A 19,951-nucleotide genomic window follows, 5' to 3' on the forward strand; every position below is an offset into this window, starting at 1 on the left:
CCCCCTTTCGGGTCATTTAAAACCATCGAAGCTTGTTTTTCGGCTCTGGAATAGACATCAATCATTGGAAACATCCCCACTTCCCCTTTTCCTGAGCGAGTCGTTCCGACCCACAGATTGTTTACAGGGGAATCATCCACAAAAATTTTGTTTTTGTACCGAGAAATCGGGACACCACCACTGCCTTTATACGTTTCTTTCTTTTCAGGGACAGCTTTATATTGTTGTTTCATTTCGTCTAAGGTTGTAAACCGGCTAGACCCTTTCGCATGTTTTTCTTCCAGCTCTCGAAAGTTCGTCCGCAGTTTGTAATAGAGAATGGCCGCAACTGAGAGACTGATGATTCCTAGGAAAAAGTAAGCTAAGTCGGGAAGAAGGGTGAAGGTAAGAAGAAAGCCGACCATGTTCAGATCAACCCCTCCCCCTTCCGTGCCTAGATTTTGAATCAACAGTTGCATATTCACCACAATGAAATTCATCATCATGTTGAAAAAACCAAACACAAAGCCAGCTCCCAACAAAGCCAGAAGAAAATGTACTTTTCTTGTTTTTAATACGCGTCGCATTTGCTTCCATCCTTCCTATTCAAAAACGACACCCCAAAGAGGTGTCGCTTACAATTCTTCTATTTCAGCTTGGATGTTCTCCCGTTCTTCTTCCAAGGATTCTCGTTCTTCTTCCTCGTCCTCATCTACGCTCTCTAGTTGTTCATTGAGATCATCCAATTGGTCATGAAGTTCTTCATATCTGTTCACTTTCTCTTCTACTTCCTCAGAAGGATGTTGTTCTAGTTCTTCTCTTGCCCCTTCTATATCACCCGTTTCAAGAAAGGCTTCGATTCGTTTTTCGCTTCGATCATTGTTCATTTCCACATTTTCAATTTGTAACAGACGTTCATATTCTTCATCAACGTAAGCTAGATCAAACCGGGCTTCATTGGTTGGATACTGGTCATCATAGGCCCGAAGGGTTTCGGTGTCTTGTTTTTGGGATAAGAACGTTGCCACAAGGCTTGTGTCTTGATCAAACAGCTCGTTTAACGTATCAAAATCATCGTTACTAGCTGCAAATCCGGCATAAATGCTCGTTTCCCCTGAGGAAAGATCGTCCCTTTCTCTTCCAGCATAATAAGCTTCTAACTCCTCTGTTTCTCCTAGTAGTGCTTGTTCGTAGTATTCAATCACTTGCGAACGTTCTTCTGTTTCTGAAGCCATCGTTTGATACTCTTGATTCGCTGAAGCAATTTGGAAAAAAAAGAAGGTGAACACCCCAAATGTGGCAAGCGTAAAGAATCCAGCTACCCCGTAAATCGTACGGCGCTGCCACCGGTTCAAACGAGAAATCTTTGATTGGTCAAGATCCTTGTACGTGTCGAGTTGGGGGTCTTCTTTCACTTTATAGATGTCACCCACCACTTCTTCCATATCGGCAATAAAGGAAAGTCTAAGCTTTTCATGTTCCTTACTGGTCTTGATGCTTGGAAGGTTGTTGGTGATATGGATAAACAAGTTCGGTGCGGCATAGGAACCAAATATAAATTCTCCTTCATACAGACTGTCCGGCAATTCGTCATCAATGACGTAAAAGTAACTGGCCAGGGTTTGTTTCTTTTCCCTCATTTCCATTTCCAAGTCGTGTGAAAGAGCCACAGCTTTCTCAAAAGGAATCCGTTCATGTGTGGGGAGCTTGTCGTGTTGTCCTTTCACAAAGTTTACGTACAGCATCTATTTTCCTCCATTCTCACGAGATAAAAAAGAGAGCTGCCAAAAAGCAGCTCTTTGTTTACCACAAGTTGATGAAAAAGGTAATGTTGTCGTCAATGCTTGTCGCAAGACCATAAGCTCCCATGACCACCACAAGTCCCACTGCCGAACCAATAAACCAACCAATTGACTTCGCTCGTCCACGATCCCCGCCTAAAATGAGGTAATACCCTCCAATACAAAAGGCAATGGCAGCCGCAATCAGGCCAAAGGTTTGCGCCCAATCCAAAATGGATTCCCCTGTAGACACCAAGTTTTGCATCCCACTCATAATGTAGAGGTTCATCATCTTATCATCCTGCTTTCTATTAAAATATTGAAATTAATCAATTTTTTTACAATAAAGTCAAAAATAAAGAGGGAGTTTTCCCCCCTCTTAGCTGTTCACTTGACTGGTTATATAGTTTTTTTCCTCTTGATTATCTTTTGGGTTGGAAGACGTTTTGTCTTCTTGATTGTTTGGCTCGTGCTATCCAAATAGTCTTCCAAGTTGTTTTCAATGTAGGCAACGTGTTGTTTATGAAGCCAGGCATCATAGCCGCCTTCTTCCATTTGCCCGATCATCTTTTTAGCGATGGACTTTTTTCTTTTTCATTTCTCGTTGTGTAGCCATGCGTCACTCTCCTTTATTGATACATTTGAATGAAATTGGCTAAATCATTATTATGTCCGCTTGAATGAATGTCATCGGATACTTCAAATTCATCAATTACATGACCATCTTCAATATATGCCACTCGATCCGCAGGAAAATAAAGGTCCATATTACGAGAGTCTTCATTGTAATTGTCCCTAACTTCATCATCTATTGTTTGCATATTGATGTAATAAAGTTGTTCATTACTATTATTAAAAACTGATTCCATATCACTGATATAATTACCATCTTCAGCTCTGAAAGTTCTCAGTAAATAGGTGAACCCTGTAAATTCTTCTGAATTTATCGTATCACGATAAGTTTCATAATCTATTTCTTCCTCGACCCCTGCGTCATTTCCACAACCTGCAAGAAGGAAAATGATTAGCATAGCAAAAAGGAATGTAACTTTCTTCATAGTTCACCCTCCTTTGATTTATAGACACAAAACCAGAGAGTGGTTTCATTTACCTTTTGGCTGGAGGTAGACCCTATGGAAACATGCGTACCGTCTTGAGTGGTAGCTTCCCAATGTACAACGTTTTTGGCTTTATACGAAGAACCCCAGTCAAACAGTGTTACACCCTCATTGGTGAGAAGATTTGTGGTTTCGAACCTTCCTAACCCAGTCAAGCGTAGACCACTACCCACACACTGGAATGAATAGCAGCACCTTATGTATTTGTCAGAGATATATATTGAAAGGGGAATTAGCCCTTTTCAATCGGTGTCTCTCTCCTTTATTGGAATACACATCGTTTTTGGCCTTGCACGAAGAACCCAAGTAAAAAGCAGTGTGTCACCAACATGGTGAGAAGGTTTTTGGTATGTCCGAACCGATGAGCTTTTGCTACTCTCCCACACACTGAAATGACTTAGCAGCAGTTCTATATTGAAAAGAGATATACCCTCTGATCAATCATTATTTTTGTATCTGCACAATTCATCGCTAGGATGTTTTCGCTTAGCGATTATGTCATGGTAGTCGTTGCGAGCAGTACGCACATGGTAATAAATATCAGCAATGTCAAAGATGGCTCCATTATGTTTATTTACAGCAAGAGTGCCCATCAGGTCGTAGTCTTGCTTGTCAAAAGTTCGAACACTTCTGGCTTTGGCTAACAAATCAATATGTGAAAGCTTTCTTCTACGTTTGCCCACTCTTATCACCTCATATTTACTGAATCCAAGTGAACCAGCTAAGACATAGTGGTTAAGAAGGTTTTAATCCCTCCTTCCTGATAGAGTTGCAGTAGATTCAAAACAAACAACGAGACATTATATAACTTTAAGCATATTATTTTATAAAAAAACCCCCTTAGAGCAAAAGTTTTCAGAAAAAACTGCCTCTTCAATTTGGTTGTTAGCTTACCACAGTTACCCATACAACCTAAAGAAAAAAATGGAATTTTGTCTTAAATTAGGAAATTGGGACCTTTCATTTTTATAAATTGATGTACTTTTGGCTTACCTTTATCTTACTATTAACGGATTAAAGTCCTTCTTTTTTAATGTGGGAAAACGGAAAGTGTAGATAAAGTGGGGGTGCTGTGTAGAAAAACTAATAAAAGTGGGATGAGGAGGTCCATAATTTAATAATTATATTGTAATCAACAAGGTCACTGTTCTGCTTGTATTTAGACCTTTTACCTTACCTAATTAGGGTGTAGGTGAAGAAAACTTTGAGTCTACCCTAAGAAGGTAAGGATAAGAGGAGTTAGAAAGCTTGAATTGGCTATGGGTGGAGGCCCGTACCTAAACAGGTAAGGTTAAAAAGATTTATTTTTGCGATTCTCTCTAATTCTTATCATTGTTTTATAAGAAAGGGATTCAAAGTGTTTATCGCACAATTGTTCAGTCTCTTTCGGCTTGTACCCTTTTTTGGTAAGGAATTCAGTGAAGGCATCTTTTAGTAGAAAATTTGCCGGTACTTCAACGCTTTTTTAGTAAAATCCGTGATAAACTCATTCATTAAGCTTTCTATAGAAGTAGAATCCTTTTCTTTGGTTTGTGAAGCTGTATTATCTTGAATGTTTCTTAAGGTTTTACTTATGTAACGGTCATAGTTTTCGATATCTTTCCTTTTTGCTACTTGCTTAATAACATTTATCACTTGTAATTCACCGTACTTTTCCCATTTTTTATGGTCTCATCTTTAACAGGAATATCAAATTTGCTAAGGTATCCTTTAATTTTTGCCATAAATTTTTCCGTGTCAGATAGCTCTTCTGGATCAAACAGTGTGATCTGCGTAGGCGGTTTTCGTTTAATTAAAAATCGAATGGCGACGACTTTTCTGCCTTCTTTTATTTCTTCAAAATCAAAATGAATATCGTTTTTTTCTTTTTAACTCTTTCTTAGCTACTTTTAAAACCTTTAATTTAAAGTTTGAGTATTCCTTGTACATGTCAGAGCAGCCTAGTTTGTCTTTTAGGTCCTCCACTCTAAATTCTCGTTTTCCTATCCCTTCAAATTGCTTTAACAACTCGTATATTCGTATGGAATAAGAGCTTTTTAACTCAGAGATTTGATCAAAAGTATACTTGGTGAATTCTTCTTTTAAATTCAATAGGTAAGGCTTGAAAAATTTATCAAAACGAAGTTCTATTATTCCTTCCTTATCCCGATATCTAATGTAGGAAAACCAGGGAGCCATTATGTAATCATCATCTATTTTAATTTTTAAAGGTTTCTTTAGGAGTTCATAGGACATCTTTTCGATTTCTTTATAATACCCATTCCCTTTTACACCAATGGATTTGGCAAATTCTTTTACACTAATTCGATACGTTTTAAAATCATCGTCTGTTTTTTTGATTTTACTTGCTACAAATCGAATAATTTTATGTTCATTAATTCCCAGCTTATAGGAAGCCTCTATCAAAGCATTGGACTTAACAATTAAATTATTAGGGTGATTATAAATGTTAGTTTCTGTATTGAGATCTACTATTTCATTAGAATCATGAAAAGGTTTCATAGTATCACCTGCAGAGTAAAAATTTACTTGTTACATCCATTATGAAACTCATGATAAAAAAAGACAATGATTTTTAAAAGAAATCTTACTTCTTTTTTTATAAGTAAGAATAGTACAAAACCAGTTTGTCTGTTTTCTATTTTTACTAATGTTTTATTTGTTTTAATAGTTTTCTAGTTTTAGGGCAGCTAGGATAATTGGTACTCTAGGAAAAAAAGCCCCTAATCCTTACCTAATTAGGGTAAAAGGTTACTATTTAAGGGTGAAACCTTACGAAATTAGGGTTAATCCTTACGTGTTTAGGCTCTAACTCTTACCTAATTAGGATAAGACATTACCTGTTTAGGCTTTACCCCTTACTTGATTAGGGTGAAGTTTTTCCCTTACGAAATTAGGGTGAAAAACACCATTAGATGTAAACCTTACTTGTTTAGGACGGTAAAATAAATAACCCTTACGTAATTAGGGTGTAATAAAACATGTTTACAAGTACAAAACCCTTACCAATTTAGGGTTACAACAACGATGAAATATGGAGAAATTTAGCAATTCCTTACGTAATTAGGGTTGTCGTTTGAAGCCTGTTGAGTTAGCCCTTACGTAATTAGGGTGAAAATAAAAAAAAACCTATAAAATATCACAAGTAACCCTTACGTATTTAGGGTGATAAAAATAAAGTGGTATTGACTGCTATTTAACTCTTACTTATTTAGGGTCATGTTCATTTATAATCCTTACCTAATTAGGGTTATAAATATAAGGGATAAGCTTGTTCCTCCTCTTTTTCCTGGACACATCAGAGGAATCTTTCGTTATGTAATAAAAAGGTAAGAGGTTCTTCACTATGATGGTTCGTATATGGAGTTTCTTCATCTTAAAGCTGTACAAAAAATCCAAGAAACTGGGTTAGATGCTTACCGCAATTTCTTGGAAACTACAAAAAGGATTCTTACACAGGGTTCTTATTCTCTAAATATATCTTTCTCTCTGGGACTGATCGTTAATTTGCTCTTCCTTTTTTTGCGCTACTATCTTTAATTGTTCTAGCGCCTCGTTATTGGTTTGTTGTTCTTCTAACAAGAGTTCTATTTTTTCATCAATACATTGAACAAGGTCGCGATTCTCATCATCTTCTTCATGAATCAAGGTTGAAAGTAATTCGTCTTTTGATTCATTGTCTTGTTCCGTAGGTGCGTTTTCTTTCTTGCCAAATAACCTCTCAAAAAACCCTGCTTCTTATGTTGTTCTTTTTCCATCCGAGAGATCACAGTAACTTTTTCAGCAACGATTTCGGAGAGTTTTTTCACTTTTTTCTTTCTCTACTTCTTTACTAGAGTGAAGTCCTTTTAGAAGATCCAAGTGTTCAATTTCTCGTTGTAGTTGCTTATTTGCTTTCTTGTATTCACTTGATTTCTTTTAAATTATTTTCGTTATTCCGTTTTTAAAAGCAGAAATTGTTGAAACTCTAAAACTTCTTTTATTTTTTATCAGTATGCTCTGTGTAATCCTTACCAGTATTGTTTAGCCTTACGGTATTTCCAGATGATAATTCTGCTTCAAGCCCCACTCTAACGAGAAGGTGTTGGAGCTTTTCTCCATAATCTTGTACAAAAATAAAAATCATATGAAGGCGGTAAACACCAAAGAGATCTAACTTAATGAACCTCTTCACTTCATAGGTTTGTATGTACTCTTTCAGGCCATTTATATAGTTTCTAAGTGTTGAATCATTTACCTTCAGCCACTTAGCAACTTGTGTGGTTGAATATCTTTCATCTATCGAAGAAGATAACCTTAGGAGTAATTCTTCAGGAAATAGTTTTTCCTCAGTAATTTCGACTCTCGCTTTTAGAGATTCGTATAAGGATCAAAATTATCCTCCATATGGGTTTTTAAAATGGATTTTAACTCTTTCGTAGTGGTTGGACAATTTGTTCACCTCCCTTAATCTACCAGTAGTAATGATTTCCGCTAATACTTTAATTTTATTAAAACCAATTAATAAATTCAATTAAATTATATCCGTTAAACTAAAATTACTAGCATTTAATTAAAATATTAGAGGCAAATAGTTGATTTTTTAGGATTAAATACATAATTTTAACTAACTAAAACTAACTATGATTATTTTTAATTGATTTAAATTACAAAATATATTTAACTTTAAATAAACACAGTTAATTTAAAATGATTGTATTTATTTTGAGTTATAATGGATTAAGTAGTCGCTGGCCTGTTTAAGAGAGGCGTATGATAATCATAAGTAAGTTCGGTTTATTTAGCATTAAATCAAATTAGCAACAATTAACTAAAAACAATTAGGTACTATTTGTTTTTAGTTAATTAAGAGAATTTTATTATGGTGTTTTGGTTGAGTTGTATTAATAATTTTATATAAAATGGAATAAAAGTGATTTGAATGTATTTAATATTAATAAAGGGGAGTGCGAAATGTTTAATTTTAAAGTGGCAAACGATAACGGGAATTCTGAGCACAAGATGATTATTGATGGGGAAGTAATTAAACAACCAAACGTTTATAAGGTGTTTACTGGAGAACAGCCACAGACTGATGAGACAATTCAAAAGTTAGTGGAAGACCTTAATAATAATATCCTCGTTAAAATTGAAAGCAAATCACTAGGGACAGAGGCGTTTCGCTACCTAGTAGGAAACTCTGCCTTAAGCACTTCCAAAGGTAGAGTGAAGAACATGAATATTGAAAAAAACAAAAAACATGAAGAAAAACTTCCTCTTATTAACACTCTTGGTTTGATAGGATCACAGGCTATTAAAAGAAAGTTTGCAGAAAATGAGACAATAGCAGATGGAACAACAATCCCTGTTGTTGTGGATATGACAACTGCGATTCCAGCTTCAGTGTATAAGAAAAGCAATGCTGATCAATTTGAGAGCATGTTTACAGATAGCCTTCACGAACTAAGATTTTACATAAAAGATATATCTGTTAACGTCCAGATTACTTTCCGATTTGTAAAGGTAACCCAAGAGGGGGTTCCGGCTTTATTTAGTATAATTGAAAATGGTGAAGGAAAGTTTCGGAATGATGACCTCTTTGATGAATTTAAGGAAGAATATTCTTATGAAAAGGTAACTGGAAAACATTTTTTCAGATAAAAAAATTCTTCATTTGGATATTGGGGAAGGTACAACAGAGTTAACTTACACTCAGGGTTATGCGGCACACGCTGCTAAAAGCAGTGGAGTTCCGCTGGGGATTGGACAAGCTATACAAACAGCCACTGATCTATTCAATGAAGGGGAAGATTTAAATTTTAGCAGACAACTCTTTTCGAATCACCTGAAAAATCCTTTGAGTGATTATCATGAGGAAGCTATTCTTTATTTAAATCAGTCTAAGCAAGTTGTAGCGCAAGACTTGTTAGACGAAGTGGAAAATAAAGTTCGCGAGATCAATGCTGATTTAGAAGTTCTCGTAGTCTATGGAGGTGCTTCTATCCTTTTAAAAGATAGTCTTTATGAAAAACTCGTGAATTTAGGAAAGAAGAGAAAATTTGAAGTTCTTTGGGTGCCAGAAAAGTATGCAGTAGAGATGAATGTGCAAGGGATGCATATTTTTAATACCATTAAACTTGAACAGCTGGTGAAAGAGGCCCAGAAGAATCAAGGGGACACCATTACGAGTAAGTAAACTTGGGATGTCGTAGAAGGAGGTTTCTATGTCTACAGTCAAAGTGATACAAGTACGATTGGGTGAAAAAGCGTCAGATGATATTAAAACATGGGCTGACAATCAGGACAATCCTAATGAGTCTACCCGAAGAGTAATTGAGCAGTTTGCAAAGTGGACAAACCACCAAAGCATAGAAACAGGAGAATCATTTAAAAAACTCGCTTTCCTCTCTTCTCTCAACGAAAACGAAGAAGATGTCCAGGATATTGAGTATCTTTTGAAAACAATGAGAAATTCTTCTTTTTCAGCTTCTGACCTCATTGCCTTATTAAACGTCACCAAAAGTCTGCAATTAGATATTCAAGAAGCAATACGTAGAATAAGTCTTATTCCTGATCCTCCGACCAATAGTGAATTTTCCTTCCAACAAAGCAGCCCTTTACCAGAAAGGGAGCAGGCAAATGAAGTAGAAGAAGAAGTTCCAAATAGAGCAAACATTGATATTTAAACTTAAAAAAGCTATACAGTGGCTTCAAACAGTAGGAAGCTATGTATAGCTTTTTTATATTCTGGGTTTCAACACTGTCGTTCTATATCACCACACGCTAAATGACCAATACTGGCGACGTATGGGATTATAGTTTTATAACCACGTTGAATTTTCATGAAAGCGCCGTATATGGAACCGTACATTCGGTAGTGTGAGAGGACGGGGATTAGTCATCCCCTCCTAATTAAATATTGCATATATTATTATTTTGCTTCGATAAAATCTCCATGTTTAACAACCATTGACGGTGCAAGACGTCCGTCAGCTGTACGGCCTGATAGGGTTGCAACAATAGCTTTCGCATCTTTAGCTGTATCTCCTTCAATTACGACACGGAGCATGTTGTCACCTCGGAAGGTCCTTGGCCCGGAGTTTACTCTTAAAAATGCACAGTCTCCTGCTGGAATCGTGACTTTTCTTTTAAAAATTTTAATCTCTGGAGGAGTTTCTGGATATAATACTCTTTCTCTGCAAACCAGTACTGATACTTTCACTGTGGATCTTCGAGTAGAAACATTTTTAAAACCAATCAATAGAGACTCTACAGCTCCTTTTCGAGTACCGTCCACAGATACTGGTACAATAAAAGGACCTGACGTCAGCTTTCTAACTTTACTTCTTTTTCTACCTTTTCTAACACCCATTGTTTTTCCCCTTCCTGATAATATCTCTTTTAGTTTATGTAATCGAGAAAGGTTGGTAAGGTACAGTGGTGGAAAAGCAATGATAATGGGTTGTTCTGCTGACTAGAATCTTCTTGAAAGAATGCCTGATCAAATTGGCTCCATACTCACAGAAACAGTGGATCCGGTCCATTTTCACACTGAGATGGAACGAAAAGCGCACCACCGCCCCAATTATGGGAAGTGGACGCCACGTGTTCATTATTACCTCACTCAAAAAGTTCAGCAACTGCAGATGTTTGAGTGAACCAGGTATGTATTTTATTGAAAGCGTCGCTACGGCTGTTCCTGCATATTTGCCGACCCCACTGGGCGATATTTCGGAAAAGAAATTTCGGGAAATAAACGTGGCAGAGTCTTTACTCAGAAAATACAGATTATAACTAGTGAAGGGGATGCACTTTCGTCAAGACGTTAGCTAGACGAGAATTCTCATTTGTTTCGGGGAAAAATAATTATGAGATTTTATAAGTTTTTAGGGTTTCGAAAATTTTACACTCCAATCTTTTGGCTGTTCTCTTCTCAACAGGAGATGTACGATTTCTAAGCTTTGATGGATTGATACCATAAGTTCTCCAAAATGCTTTAGTAAAAATTTTTTCATAACAATACTTATGTGCAATATTTATTAACTTGGACCTAATATTAACCAATTCCTGAGCGACTACTGTCCGTACATTATGGCCATAGTCGACTAATCTTTCTCCGTCTGTCTCTTGAAAATACTCCATTTTCAATCTTCCATAAAGTTTTATTCCCCTGGAACTTTGTCAGTCACCCCTTTTTGTAAGATACATACTTCCGCCAATGTTATAAGTAATTAGACCTTTAATGCGAATGCGAAAGAACTAGCATAAATTAAATTAAAACAAATGAAAACAAATGAAAACAAATGAATAATCACCAAAAAGAAAAACACTATTGATTCAATTATATTTATTTTAAATGAAAACAACTTATTTTCATTTAGTATAAAGGTAGTCACCTTTTAAAGGCTATGTCTGTTTAATTAATTAAAGTTAGTTAAAATTTAATTATCTAGCGTTACAACAGCGCTAATTACAATTAATTTCACCCTTATGAGAGAACAGGTTATCCTTTCGGTAAAAGGGCAGTTGGGAAAGGAAGATATTGGGGGATAAAGGATGTTTTCTATGATTCAGTCAGGCTCCCTTTACCCGCTACGACTGACTAGTGCGATCAAAAGGGTTTCTTAAAGTTAACAAAGATTCTTGTAATCAATATCGTACGTCTTTTGCGTTGGCGCATTTGTTATTTCTTCTGAAAACTCCGCTAAATGGGCTTGATTTGATCTTATTACCGTACTTAATTGGGTGTCTTTAAGGAAATTAGTAATAGGTTGAGTCACTTGTTGCAATCCTTTAGGATCTCTTATAAGACTGTAAGCCATTGCCCCAATTCCTATTCCTAATATTAATAAAACTATTCCGCCGTTATTGTGGCGTCTAGCCCCAAATAATTGCTGTGTTCGTCTACCCCAATTAAACACAGCTGTTATCCAGTAAAAATGATTGATAATTGATTTCAACATGGAGTGAGTACTTCCTTTCGTTTAACTATACTTACGTTTTATTATTTATATTTTACTCACAATTATGTGGCCCAATTTTTGGGGCAGCACGATTATTTAATTAAATAATTTAACGGACAATTTATTTCTGTTTAGCTTAAATTAATGGATTTATATTTATTTAAATGAAACTAAAATGCTAAATAGATCTCCTCTTCCTCCTTTTATGCCTTGAGATTAGGTATAAAATATAGCATCTTGGCCAATGATGAGGGGGTGAGGTGAAAATAAATATGAAATGTATTAAATGTACGACCAAAATAAAAAAGAAAGATCAAAAGGCTAATAGATTGGGATATTGTCCAAAATGTTGGCGAGTGTCTCGAGACCTAGGACGAGTAGCCAAAAGAAAATTATTTTGCTAAGAATACTCTATTTTTCCTCCCACTCGTACAACAACAACCTTATATTTTGGATCTTTGTTATACCGTTCTTGGAACATGTTTACCAATTGAGGGCTGTCTAATGCTACTTCAATAATTTCTGACAATAATGTTGCGGTTGGCATTGAACAAGCGACAGCTAATTTTTTTGCTTTATCATCGTAAGAATTGCTGAGTGAAATGCTCCGTCGAGAACATCTCTTTCCCCCTAACCCTCGCCCATTTTGACTCATATTATTCGCCCCCTTCAATATCTGAAAGTGATTCTCTGAATCTTTGATTCATTGAATCTTATGGGGGAGAGGGGAGGTTTATGATTTTTTCTTTAATCCAAAATGGAAAGATGAATGTGAGGGCAGAGAAAAATAACCCTTTTCTAATAAAATTGATTACCAACGAAATATAATGAGGAACCCAGACATTAATAATAGGTGCTTCTTATGAGAAGGTTTAAATAAGCGAAGAAACGTTGGTAGAAAGAAATATTGGATGAGTTGTAACAATCTTTTCTATATAGCTGCTTCTTTTCCCAACACTTTTGGTTTTAGTGATATTTGGCAGGAGTTTCATAAAAAAGTGTAGAAGAAACGAAGAAACGTTTTCATCTTCTTTTCGAAGAAGATTTGAGATGTGTAAAAGAAAGAAACGTTGATACATAGAAAGAAGGGTTGTTATGGCTGTTAGAATTACGATGGGGATCCAAAAAGGTGGATGTGGCAAGAGTACAACTACAGGAGTATTAGCTCATTTGTTGGCTCAAGACGGGAATCGCGTCCTGGCGATCGACTTAGATTCACAAGGAAATTTAACCGAGATGTTATCTCAGCAACCGGCCAATGATTTTATTGAACACTCTGTTCTTGAAGCAATGCAGCACCAAGAGGCCATCCCATATGTCTGTAAGGTGGCTGAGAACCTTGAGTTGCTTCCAGCAAACAATTTTCTAGCTACTTTTCCGCGCTGGTTATACACAGGCTATACGTATCAAGGAGACCACTTGCCATTCTCCGGAAGTCCAAGCTTGGTATTAAATACGTTATTGGATTCTATTGACCAACAGTATGATTACATTGTTATGGATACCCCGCCTTCCTTGAGTGAGCAGACAACGAATGCATTATGTGCAAGTAACTATGTTGTTGTTATGTACGAGTGTTCGAATTGGTGTTATTCAGCTATTCCAAACTTTCTTGATTCGGTCGAAGTTGCTAAAGAGGTCAGTCCTCATAACTTAGAAATTCTAGGGATCCTTCGAACGATGAACGATGTTCGGAGAAATGATGCTAAGGCATTTAATGAAATAGTGGAAGAAGATTATCCTCAGCTAGTATTTGATACAATCATCACTCGAAAAGCTCCTACGGGGCGTCTTTCCCTTTATGGATTTAAAGAGAACCTTGAATTAAATCAGGCGTTAAAGCAATATAAAACCTTTTATGAGGAGATGATTTCTCGTGTCCAAAATTGATGAGATTAAAAATAAAAAGCGTACTCAAAATAAAATGTCACCCTCACAAGCGTTAAACGAACCAATTCAAAGGGAAGAAGGAAACAACGTTTCTAAAAAGGAAGATACGAAGAAAACAACAAAAGAAGAAACTAAGATAGAAAGAAAAAGGGTATCCTTTGATTTAAGTACTCGTTTGCATAAAAGGTTGAAAATGCAGGCTATAAATGAGGAAAGAAATATTTATGAAATTATTGAGGAGTCAGTAGAGAGGTACCTAGAAGAAAACGAATAAGAAAACTTGGTAGTTATATTGCTTTTGAAAGTTAACAATTTTAACAAGGATATTTATATACTTCACCAGTAGCTTTCTTAGGCTACTGGTGATTTTAATTTAATAGCATTGCATCATTTCTTACTTCCTTTAGCATAAGGCACAATGTTTCTTCATTTATAGATAAAAAGATATCTTTACAAATTGGAAATTTCATTTCATTGGTTTAAGCAATAAAAGGGATATTCGAACACTTCACCATAAAAGGCTAGAAAGTTAATGGGGATAACACATATGTTAGAAGAAACGTTGGAATAAAGAAATAAACGTTTCCGTGTAGGATTTAGGTCTTTGATTGTTAGCATTCTTTGATGTAGGGGCCCCTGTATTAAGAGGTGACTGATGACAATGGGGGGAAATTAAATACTGTCTATTGCTATCCTTTTTTCTATACTATTCTTTTTAGGTTTATGATCAGTAAGCATTGTCGGTAGAATAGAAGGTATGTTTTGGGCGTCTCATGAAATGGTTTTAGCTGTTTTCCTACTATGGGTAATGGGTAACAGCCTTCCTCAAAAGTTGCAAAGACCTCTGTCAAGGAAAAATATTGAGGCCCTTGAGACCTCTTTTTTGATACCTTTTAGGCGGGTGAATTTGGCAAGTTGAAGCGAGCACTGTAGTTCCTCAAGGGTTACCCGTTTGAAAATTTTTAAATTGTTTATAACTTATATGGGTTTACCCCAAACCTTTCCTGGGAAGATCATTTTTTCCTAGCTCAAGAGGAAACCATGGAATCTAATATGTATTTTTCTCACTTATTTTTTCAATTTGTTCCGTTAAAATATGTGAACAGTTCAACACTGATAGTAATTCATCTAGGTTTGTGACTTCAAAAGGGCAAACGACACTTTTAAAAAAACGTAACACCGGAGATTCCGCCAGTACATATATCTAATTGTCTTTCCCCTTTTGTCCTGCTTCCTCCACTATATTTCCTGCGTATGACCTATCTCTGCACTACTTCTTCCTTTTTGTCACCTTTAAATGCCCGGTTTTCGTGCGCAATCTTTCTCACTCCCAATCTCACAGAATTAAATAAGTACGTTTTTATTAAATGATTACGTAAAAATTAAATAAATACGTTTGAAAGGGTAGTTAAGGTAGGGGAAATAGTGAGTAGGGATAGGAGGATGAGTGGAACAGGAAAAATAAGGATGCACTATGAGAATTTCCGTGATTGCATATTAAGTGGTAAAATAAAGGAGGATAACAAGCAGCAAAGAGAGAAAATATACGGTGTTCCTCCATGAAAAGTATTGATTTTAGAGAAGATAGTATCTAAAAACAAAAAGGAGTGAGATCCGTGACAGAAAATGCATCTTCTGTACGTCATACGGTTTATCAAGCATTATATGCCGTTTTCTCTGTTGAAGACCGGGAAGCTTTGCTAGCAGAATTATATAGTCCTCTTCTAGCCAGTAGTACCGACCCAGGCCTAGACGAGGACGCGAAAAATAAAGTGTACGCTCAAACGGTTCATTTAACTGATGAAGAACTTCGAAAAATGATAGTAACCAAACATACAGATAAAGTGCTTTCCATTATACAAGAAGATCATCCTCAGAAAAACAGCCTGTATGATAGCCTTAAGTGCTCGTGACTACAAAGAAGGGTGATGGGATGTTGGAATGGGTGAGCTTGGTTGCTATTACGGCTTGTTCTGTCCATGGGTCTTAGCGGTTAGAGCAGTAAAGATAAAGACCATTAATTTCCTTATACCGAGAAAAGGGCTTCATGGAAATAGGAGGGGAAAGATACTTATTCCCTTCACGTGATGATGTACGATGCCCTTAGAAATCTGAAAATCTAGTAAAAAAAGGAGAGGAAAACAAATGAGCTTACTAGTTCTAAATGCGATTTTCTATTCTTTTTTGATCGTCTTATTGGCGGTTCATTCTAAAAACTATCTCACGTGTGTTCCACTATCAAAAGCACTCTATAAATATATTGCTCGTCATAACCAAAAAGTGACCTATACAGTGACGAACCACGAACGAAGTTATTTGAGACTCTTCAAAGAGAATGGGCGGCCAGCCAGAAGCACCTCAATTTGTTGATTGTCAGTCTTGTCGTACCTTCTGTCACTACTGTTCTCCTTAGCCAATTTATCTTGAATGCGTTTTTTATGAGTTGCTGCTCCTAAATGGTGCAGGGATAATGGCTGTCCTGTCTTACGTATTTTTGCGCCAGAGACAACGAAACAAAGCAACCCTGGTGGTCTACTCTTCGCTACTGCTTTTCCGAATGCAGCATTCTCCGTATCTACCAGACGAGGACATTGAACCATATATCAAACAGGTAGAGGGAACGGACACAAAATTTCCTTTATCGTCTCTTATGATGACCTTCCTACATTTTTCCAAAGATGAAGGGGATCACGTGCCGTCCCTCACCTAAAAGGCTAAGTGACAGGGTAGCTGCTCTCGTCCGCTAGATTACTTCCAATAAAAGTAAAAATGTTTTTTGGTAATTTTGATAAGTATTGTTGATAGCTAGCTATGTCGAAATTTATACTGTTTATAAAATGACATAGCGAGAAGAGGGAAACCATTGAAGAGAAATTGGAATCAAAAAGAACTCGACGAACATTTTAGTTTATTACCAAATGAAAATCATTTAGTACTGAGTAAGAAAACAAGTGCAAACCGTATAGGGTTTGCTGTCCTTCTTAAATGTTTTCAACAGGAAGCCCAATTTCCTAACAAGAAGCAAGATGTACCCAAAGATGTCGTTCAACATTTAGCTGATCAAGTAGATGCCTCGGTTGAAGATTTTTTTGACAGCTATGGTTGGGGTGGAAAAGAAAGAAGTTATACAGAACATCGAAAGGCAATACGTAACCTTTTTGGATTCCGAGAACTTACTGCAAATGACAATCATCTTTTTGCAGAGTGGTTAGAAGAACAGGTTCAGTTTACACATGATACCGACTACTTGAAAACCCAATCATACAGTCTTTTTCGTACGTGGAAAGTTGAACCACCTTCCGTAGGAAGTTTGAAGCGAATGATTGAATCTGCTATCGATAACTTTGAAAATAATTTATATAAAATGACCTATCAGCAACTTTCTCCAAAGACCTGTTCACGATTAGATGCCTTTCTTGAATCCCATTCTGATGAAGGGTCCGATGGTTATTTCGAAGCTAAAATTCCTGATGAAGAAAACAACGACATTTTAACCTTTCGCCAGTTACTATCCTCTCCAGGCAAACCAAGTGTAAGTACGATGGAAATGGAAATCAGAAAACTATTAGCCATTCAACATCTTCAAATCCCTGATGGTTTATGTAAACAGATGTCTCCTAAACTAGTAAAAAAATATCGACTTCGTGCAGCTACAGAAACCGTAACGGAATTGCGTGCTCACCCAGCACCCATTCGCTATACCCTTCTTGCCATTTTATTTTCGCATCGTCATGAGGAAGTTATTGATTATTTAGCTGATTTATTGGATGAAATTACGCTTAAATTCGGAAATAAAGCCAAGAACACAACCCGAAAAGAAGCAGTAGAAGAATTAGAAAGAGTCCAAGGGAAAAATAAACATATTGTCAATTTATTAAAAGCAACAGTAGATCACCCAGAAGGGGTCATTCAAAATACTCTATTCCCCATTGTTAGCTCTGATACGATTAGAGATATTATTAAGGACATGACAAAAAATAACCGGGATTACAAAGAAAAAATCTATACGAAAATGCATTCTTCTTACCAAGGGCATTATCGGAAGTCCATTTCTAAAATTTTAAACAACCTTACTTTTCGATCAAATAATCAATTTCATCAGCCAATTATCGAGGCTATCCAACTTATTCGAGAGTATGGAGAAAGTGGGCAACGTTATTTTGCTGCTGGAGATGAAGTTCCCATTGAAGCGTAATTCAGCCAAAATGGAGAGACGTCATTGTCGAGACAGATAGCAAAGGAATTGAAAGGGTAAATCGAATCAATTATGAAATTGCTGTCATACAATCGCTTCGCACTCGACTTCGTTGTAAAGAAATTTGGATTGAGGGCGCTGATCGATATCGAAACCCGGATGAAGATCTCCCTCAAAGATTTTGAAGAGCACAAGGAAGAATATTTTCAAGCACTGAAAGTACCTCTTGATGTAGAGCCTTTTATCAAAGATATTATACAGTTGATGAAAGATAAACTCCATTTATTGAATCAAGGGTTAAGGGATCAAAGTAACGAAAAAGTAGCGATCACTACCAGAAATAACAAGGGATGGATTCGAGTCACTCCACTTGAAAAGCAACCCGAACCCCCACATGTGACGAGGATAAAACAGGAGATTAAGAACCGTTGGTCCGACATTAACCTATTGGATTTACTAAAAGAAACAGATTTTCATACGGAGTTTACCAAGCACTTTAAAACTACAGCCGATCGAGAGATTTTAGATCGAGGAACCATCCAACGACGGCTTCTTCTGAGTTTATTTGGATTAGGAACGAATACAGGTTTGAAAACTGTTTCTGCTGGAAATCACCTAGATAGTTATCGGGAACTTCGGTATATACGTCAAAAATTTATTCATAAAGACCATTTGCGACAAGCCAACGCAGAGGTTACCAACTATATCATCTACAATCGAATGAAAGAGGTATGGGGGGAAGCTACCACTGCATGTGCTTCCGATTCAAAACATTTTGGGTCTTGGGATCAGAACCTCCTTTCCGAATGGCATCCTCGTTATAAGAGACATGGGGTTATGATCTATTGGCATACAGATCGAAAGTCAGCTTGTATTTATTCTCAGCTAAAGTCCTGCCTTTCTTCGGAAGTGGCAGCTATGATGGAAGGGGTTCTTCGTCACTGTACGGACATGGAAGTAGACAGAAATTATGTCGACACACATGGACAAAGTGTCGTTGCTTTTGCTTTTTGTCATTTGCTTGGTTTTAAACTGATGCCACGTTTTAAAAATATTGGGTCTCAAAAGCTATATCGTCCAGAAGCCGGCATGAATGAGGAATATCCTCACCTGCAACAGGCTTTAAGTAGACCGATTAACTGGATCTTATTCGGCAACAGTATGAACAAATCATTAAGTTTGCAACTGCACTACGATTGGGTACAGCTTCTGCCGAATCCATATTAAAGCGATTTACAAGGGATACGAAACACCCAACCTATCAAGCTTTATGTGAATTAGGAAAAGCGATTAAAACAATCTTTTTATGTGATTATTTACACTATGAAGAGATTCGTAGGGAGATCCATGAAGGATTAAATACAGTGGAACAATGGAACTCGGTGAATACCTATATTTTCTATGGAAAAAACAGTGAGATTCGTTCCAATGCTTTAGAAGATCAAGAGGTGTCCGCCTTATCACTTCAATTGCTGCAAAATTGCTTAGTCTATATGAATACCTTAATGGTACAAGAAGTACTTTATGACAACAACCAATATTGGTTGAAAAAAATGACTTCAGAAGATTTTAGGGGATTAACACCTTTGTTTTATCATCATGTTAATCCATACGGAACTTTTGAACTCAATATGGATCAGCGAATACCTATTAAGTTGAAAGTCTCTTAATTTTCATTATTTTGATTAGTAACAGAAACCAGCTAATGTTTTGACATGAAGTTAGCTGGTTTTTGTAATGAACAACACTTGGATGTGAAAAAAGCTCAATCCTTACTCCAGATAAGCGCCCCTTTTGTTGAAGATTACTGAAGCTTCTATCAGCTGGTTTATCATAGCTGATACTCAAACTCTAATTAAAAAGCTTTTTCACTGACCAACCTTTATACTCACCTTTATATTTTTTTGAATACAAAAACATGAGCTCAGTTTGATAATCAACAAGTGCCAAAGCCTCTGTTTTAGTTACTTTAATAGCAGTATAATCACTATTTTTATCTTCGATAGCGATATTAAATCCTGTTTCACCTATCTCACTAATACATTC

20 protein-coding genes and 2 pseudogenes are annotated in these 19,951 nt (G+C 36.5%); 7 read left to right on the forward strand and 15 right to left on the reverse strand.

What is annotated here, in order from left to right; all coding sequences use genetic code 11:
* From JCM19033_RS24625 to JCM19033_RS23910, 10 genes and pseudogenes are all read right to left on the reverse strand, one after another.
* A pseudogene (locus JCM19033_RS24625) lies at positions 1-566 on the reverse strand (type IV secretory system conjugative DNA transfer family protein); the annotation flags it as partial.
* Between the two features lie 48 nt (positions 567-614).
* A complete protein-coding gene (locus JCM19033_RS20795; RefSeq protein WP_054637763.1) occupies positions 615-1,724 on the reverse strand; it encodes a hypothetical protein in 1,110 nt (369 codons plus the stop codon).
* Between the two features lie 58 nt (positions 1,725-1,782).
* Positions 1,783-2,052 carry a hypothetical protein gene (locus tag JCM19033_RS20800; protein ID WP_054637764.1) on the reverse strand — a complete coding sequence of 90 codons (270 nt, stop codon included), beginning with the start codon at positions 2,050-2,052 and terminating at the stop codon, positions 1,783-1,785.
* 107 nt (positions 2,053-2,159) lie between these two features.
* Entirely contained in the window at positions 2,160-2,327 is a 168-nt protein-coding gene (locus JCM19033_RS24630) for a hypothetical protein (protein ID WP_198153611.1), read from the reverse strand.
* Positions 2,328-2,389: 62 nt separating this feature from the next.
* Entirely contained in the window at positions 2,390-2,818 is a 429-nt protein-coding gene (locus JCM19033_RS20805) for a hypothetical protein (protein WP_054637765.1), read from the reverse strand.
* A gap of 497 nt (positions 2,819-3,315) precedes the next feature.
* The gene (locus tag JCM19033_RS20815; RefSeq protein WP_269758457.1) at positions 3,316-3,561 is read right to left on the reverse strand and encodes a hypothetical protein; all 246 of its coding nucleotides are present in this window, start codon (positions 3,559-3,561) and stop codon (positions 3,316-3,318) included.
* 748 nt (positions 3,562-4,309) lie between these two features.
* Positions 4,310-4,513, reverse strand: coding sequence for a hypothetical protein (locus JCM19033_RS20820; protein WP_054637767.1), 204 nt, complete (start codon positions 4,511-4,513; stop codon positions 4,310-4,312).
* On the reverse strand, positions 4,510-4,731 hold the full coding sequence (locus tag JCM19033_RS28565) for a hypothetical protein (RefSeq protein ID WP_374701280.1): 222 nt from the start codon (positions 4,729-4,731) through the stop codon (positions 4,510-4,512). The genes JCM19033_RS20820 and JCM19033_RS28565 overlap by 4 nt, the downstream gene beginning before the upstream one ends.
* Positions 4,721-5,380: a replication initiation protein gene (locus JCM19033_RS20825; protein WP_054637768.1), complete on the reverse strand. Its 660-nt coding sequence runs from the start codon at positions 5,378-5,380 to the stop codon at positions 4,721-4,723. The genes JCM19033_RS28565 and JCM19033_RS20825 overlap by 11 nt, the downstream gene beginning before the upstream one ends.
* Positions 5,381-6,349: 969 nt before the next feature.
* Positions 6,350-6,526, reverse strand: coding sequence for a hypothetical protein (locus JCM19033_RS23910; RefSeq protein WP_157050014.1), 177 nt, complete (start codon positions 6,524-6,526; stop codon positions 6,350-6,352).
* 1,305 nt (positions 6,527-7,831) lie between these two features.
* Between JCM19033_RS23910 and JCM19033_RS20835 the strand changes: the two genes are divergently transcribed.
* Genes JCM19033_RS20835 through JCM19033_RS20845 form a run of 3 tightly spaced genes read left to right on the forward strand, consistent with a single transcriptional unit; the run spans position 7,832 to position 9,543 of the window.
* Positions 7,832-8,518 carry a hypothetical protein gene (locus tag JCM19033_RS20835; RefSeq protein ID WP_054637770.1) on the forward strand — a complete coding sequence of 229 codons (687 nt, stop codon included), beginning with the start codon at positions 7,832-7,834 and terminating at the stop codon, positions 8,516-8,518.
* Between the two features lie 13 nt (positions 8,519-8,531).
* Positions 8,532-9,053: a hypothetical protein gene (locus JCM19033_RS20840; protein WP_054637771.1), complete on the forward strand. Its 522-nt coding sequence runs from the start codon at positions 8,532-8,534 to the stop codon at positions 9,051-9,053.
* Positions 9,054-9,081: 28 nt separating this feature from the next.
* Entirely contained in the window at positions 9,082-9,543 is a 462-nt protein-coding gene (locus JCM19033_RS20845; RefSeq protein WP_054637772.1) for a hypothetical protein, read from the forward strand.
* 245 nt (positions 9,544-9,788) lie between these two features.
* Here the strand turns inward: JCM19033_RS20845 and JCM19033_RS20850 are convergent, their stop codons facing one another.
* The 3 genes from JCM19033_RS20850 to JCM19033_RS20865 all read right to left on the reverse strand — a co-directional run bounded on the left by JCM19033_RS20850 (position 9,789) and on the right by JCM19033_RS20865 (position 12,475).
* Positions 9,789-10,229: a hypothetical protein gene (locus tag JCM19033_RS20850; RefSeq protein ID WP_054637773.1), complete on the reverse strand. Its 441-nt coding sequence runs from the start codon at positions 10,227-10,229 to the stop codon at positions 9,789-9,791.
* Between the two features lie 1,258 nt (positions 10,230-11,487).
* Entirely contained in the window at positions 11,488-11,820 is a 333-nt protein-coding gene (locus tag JCM19033_RS20860; protein ID WP_054637775.1) for a hypothetical protein, read from the reverse strand.
* Positions 11,821-12,220: 400 nt separating this feature from the next.
* Positions 12,221-12,475: a hypothetical protein gene (locus JCM19033_RS20865; RefSeq protein WP_054637776.1), complete on the reverse strand. Its 255-nt coding sequence runs from the start codon at positions 12,473-12,475 to the stop codon at positions 12,221-12,223.
* Between the two features lie 440 nt (positions 12,476-12,915).
* Here JCM19033_RS20865 and JCM19033_RS20870 point away from each other — a divergent pair, with 440 nt between their 5' ends.
* The 3 genes from JCM19033_RS20870 to JCM19033_RS20880 all read left to right on the forward strand — a co-directional run bounded on the left by JCM19033_RS20870 (position 12,916) and on the right by JCM19033_RS20880 (position 15,623).
* A complete protein-coding gene (locus JCM19033_RS20870) occupies positions 12,916-13,710 on the forward strand; it encodes a ParA family protein (protein WP_054637777.1) in 795 nt (264 codons plus the stop codon).
* Complete coding sequence (locus JCM19033_RS20875; RefSeq protein ID WP_054637778.1) at positions 13,697-13,984, forward strand: hypothetical protein; 288 nt, start codon at positions 13,697-13,699, stop codon at positions 13,982-13,984. The genes JCM19033_RS20870 and JCM19033_RS20875 overlap by 14 nt, the downstream gene beginning before the upstream one ends.
* Before the next feature lie 1,342 nt (positions 13,985-15,326).
* A complete protein-coding gene (locus tag JCM19033_RS20880) occupies positions 15,327-15,623 on the forward strand; it encodes a hypothetical protein (protein WP_054637779.1) in 297 nt (98 codons plus the stop codon).
* A gap of 399 nt (positions 15,624-16,022) precedes the next feature.
* On the opposite strand, the gene JCM19033_RS20885 is transcribed toward JCM19033_RS20880, so the two are convergent.
* Positions 16,023-16,310: a hypothetical protein gene (locus JCM19033_RS20885; RefSeq protein ID WP_054637780.1), complete on the reverse strand. Its 288-nt coding sequence runs from the start codon at positions 16,308-16,310 to the stop codon at positions 16,023-16,025.
* A gap of 263 nt (positions 16,311-16,573) precedes the next feature.
* Here JCM19033_RS20885 and JCM19033_RS22845 point away from each other — a divergent pair.
* A pseudogene (locus tag JCM19033_RS22845) lies at positions 16,574-19,575 on the forward strand (Tn3 family transposase).
* A gap of 181 nt (positions 19,576-19,756) precedes the next feature.
* Here the strand turns inward: JCM19033_RS22845 and JCM19033_RS24635 are convergent.
* Positions 19,757-19,951, reverse strand: a 195-nt coding sequence (locus JCM19033_RS24635; protein ID WP_198153612.1) for a hypothetical protein, incomplete at its 5' end; no start/stop codon positions are given.

The sequence above is a fragment of the Thalassobacillus sp. C254 genome (assembly GCF_001310615.1).